The sequence below is a fragment of the Fructobacillus ficulneus genome (assembly GCF_001047075.2).
GTDB lineage: Bacteria > Bacillota > Bacilli > Lactobacillales > Lactobacillaceae > Fructobacillus > Fructobacillus ficulneus.
In genome coordinates this window covers 627185-630601 of sequence record NZ_DF968005.1, presented here as the reverse complement: position 1 = coordinate 630601, position 3417 = coordinate 627185, and the positions used below count along the sequence as shown (strand labels likewise).

2 protein-coding genes are annotated in these 3417 nt (G+C 48.9%); both read left to right on the top strand.

Going from position 1 to position 3417, the window contains the following annotated elements; translation table 11 throughout:
- Positions 1-569, top strand: a 569-nt coding sequence (locus tag AOQ29_RS07565) for a GNAT family N-acetyltransferase (RefSeq protein ID WP_061993871.1), incomplete at its 5' end; no start/stop codon positions are given.
- A 108-nt stretch (positions 570-677) separates the two neighbouring features.
- Complete coding sequence (gene mutS, locus AOQ29_RS07560; protein WP_061993870.1) at positions 678-3401, top strand: DNA mismatch repair protein MutS; 2724 nt, start codon at positions 678-680, stop codon at positions 3399-3401.
- Positions 3402-3417: the final 16 nt, after the last annotated feature.

Sequence of the window (3417 nt, the reverse complement as noted above, 5' to 3'; positions counted from 1 at the left end):
CACCCGCCGCTGATGCACCGGCCCTAGTGGCGATTTATAAGCCTTACGTTGAAAATACAGCGATTACCTTTGAGTACGAAGTGCCCACTGTGGGTGACTTTGCCCAGCGAATCGAACAAACCATGACCAAGTTTCCCTATATTGTCGCCTGTTTGGGTGACCAAATCCTGGGTTACGCCTACACGGGAGCTTTAGGGCCACGCAAGGCCTATCAATGGTCAGTCGAAACGTCAATTTACCTTGATCAAAATGAACGTGGTCATGGTCTTGGTAAGCGCCTTTACCAATTACTCGAAGAGATTTCTCGGGTCCAAAACATTGTTAATTTGAACGCCTGTATCGCCGTGCCCAAGGTTGATGACCAATATTTGACCAACAATAGCGTTAAATTTCATGAACATTTGGGCTTTCGCTATGTCGGGGCCTTCGACAAGAGCGGCTACAAGTTTGGTACCTGGTATGACCTGGCTTGGATGGAAAAGAAGGTTCAAGACCAGCCGGACCAACCGCAAGAAATTGTGCCTTTTTCGGAATTGTTAGCCGCCGGTTATCAAATCCCTCAAGTCTAAAAATTCACCGTTATTTTTTTAATTGCGGGGGATTTTTACACCCAGTTTCCGTCTAATCGCATGAACTTTATCGCAAGCTAGAAAATCAATGATTGCAGGAGGCCAACCATGGCGACTAAAGAACCGACACCGATGATGGTCCAATACCATCAAATTAAAGACCAGTACCCCGATGCCTTTGTCTTTTATCGGATGGGCGACTTCTATGAATTATTCGAAGAGGATGCCATCCAGGGAGCTAAAATTCTGGAACTGACATTGACGGCGCGCAATAAAAATTCGGAAGATCCCATCCCGATGGCGGGGATTCCCCACCATGCTGTTTCTGCCTATATCGATATCCTGGTTGATGCTGGCCATAAGGTCGCCATTGTTGAGCAGATGGAAGACCCAGCCATGGCTAAGGGCATGGTTAAGCGTGACGTGGTTCAGTTGATTACTCCTGGAACCAAGTTGTCCGCTAAGATGGGGGATGGCAAGGCCAATAATTTTTTGGCAGCTGTTGTTGCCACTGGGGCCCGTCCTGGGGATGTTGACCAGGCAGCCTTCGCCTTGGCCTATATTGATTTATCAACCGGGGAATTAAAGGCGACAGAACTAGATGAAGCTAGTGCCATTCTTGATGAACTGGGCGCTTTGGAAGTCAAAGAAGTCGTCTTGGCCAAGACGGGTGAATGGTCAACACCCCAGTTAGCCGATATGCTGGGTGAAAAGGGCTTAGTGGTTTCCTTTCAAGGGCCAGTCCAACCTTCAGCAACGATTACCTATTTAACCAAAGATTTGAAGAATAGTGCCGGACAGGCGGTCACGGGCCTCTTGCTCCAATACCTTTTTGACACGCAAAAGCGGTCGCTCGACCACATCATGCCGGTCCAAACCTACCAACGCCAATCTTACTTGGTCTTTAACCAGGTAACTCGGGTGAACCTCGATTTGGTTGAAAATTCACGGACGAAGCAAAAGGCGGGCTCGCTCTTTGCCCTCCTAGATGAAACCAAGACGGCCATGGGTGGCCGGTTACTCAAGCAGTGGTTAATTAAACCATTGAAAGATTTAACTGCTATCCAGGGCCGCCAAGATGCGGTTGCTGCTTTTAAGGAAGACTTTTTCACTCGTGGGACTGTCCAAGACCAATTGAAGTACGTTTATGACTTGGAACGGTTAGCTGCCAAGGCTGCTTTGGGAACCTTGAATGCCCGTGACTTGATTCAACTCAAGCGGTCATTACAGGCGGTGCCAACCTTGCAGGATGCTTTGACTGGGGAGAATGCTAGTCCAATTTTGCAAGCAGCTGGTCAGGACTTAGATCCACTTCATGACTTAGCGGCCTTGATTGACCAGGCGATTGTGCCGGAACCACCGATTTCTGTTCGCGATGGGGACCTAATCCAACCAGGTTATGATGACTTGGTCGATTCATACAACCAGGCCCTGGCCGATAACCAGGACTGGTTGGCGGCTTACCAACAACAGGAACGGGAAGCCACCGGAATTTCAACGTTGAAGGTTAAGTACAATAAGAACTTTGGCTACTTCATTGAAATCACCAAGGTTAATTTGGATAAATTAGCCGAAGGTCGGTACCACCGTAAGCAAACCTTGACGAATGCTGAACGGTTCACGACTCCGGAATTAAAGGAGCATGAGGACCTGATTTTTGCGGCGCAAACGAAACGGTTTGACCGCGAATATGAACTATTCTTAGCAGTTCGGGCCAAGGTGAAAGAAGAAATTACCCGCTTGCAGACACTGGCTCACCAGCTAGCCCGTCTCGATGTCTTAGCGGCCTTGGCCGATGTGGCTGAAAACCGCCATTATACAAAACCGGTCTTTCGGACCGACGACCTCCGGGCAGTTACTATTCGCCAGGGCCGTCACCCGGTGATTGAATCCTTATTGGGACCGGGGGAATATGTTGCCAACGATGTGACTTTCGCTGAAGAAACAAAGATTCAGTTAGTAACAGGTCCCAACATGGCTGGTAAGTCGACTTATATGCGCCAGCTAGCCTTAATTGCTTTAATGGCTCAGATGGGGTCTTTTGTCCCAGCCGATGAAGCAATTTTGCCAATCTTTGACCAAATTTTTACTCGAATTGGGGCCAATGATGACTTAGTTAATGGTCAGTCAACCTTCATGGTTGAAATGGCAGAAGCCAACTTGGCTCTGCAAAATGCGACTGCTCAGTCCTTGATTTTATTTGATGAATTGGGTCGAGGAACGGCTACCTATGATGGGATGGCACTAGCTCAGGCGATTATCGAGTACCTGGACCAAAACCTCCACACCACGACGATTTTTGCCACCCACTACCATGAACTAACGGCCTTAGCTGACCATCATTCGGCCATTCAAAATGTCCATGTTGGCGCTCAACTGAGTGACGATGGCCAGCTCCACTTCTTGCATCAAATCCAACCGGGGGCCGCTGACCGGTCCTATGGAATCCAAGTTGCCGGTTTGGCAGGCTTGCCCCAGTCGCTGTTGACGAATGCAGAATTGATTTTGCAGAGTTTGGAAACCCAGGGGGCGGGTCAAGTTGATCCATTGACCGTTGGGGAAGATAAAGGGGCAAAGATTGCCACTGACCAAGCTCGAGTCAAAGGTCAGCCTGCCCAGCCAAACTTGGACGGTTTGGCCCAAGATATTCCACTCTTTGAAATTGCGAGTGCACCAGCACCGCAATTAGCAGTACCGGCTGGACCAAGCATGCAACCAGAAGATGAGGCCGCTTTGGCTGAGCTAGACCAGGTTAATTTGAACCAGTTAACACCACTGGCAGCCTTGAACCTAGTGGCCAAGCTCCAAGAGATGAGGTCGAACCATGGCTAAAATTCATGAATTATCA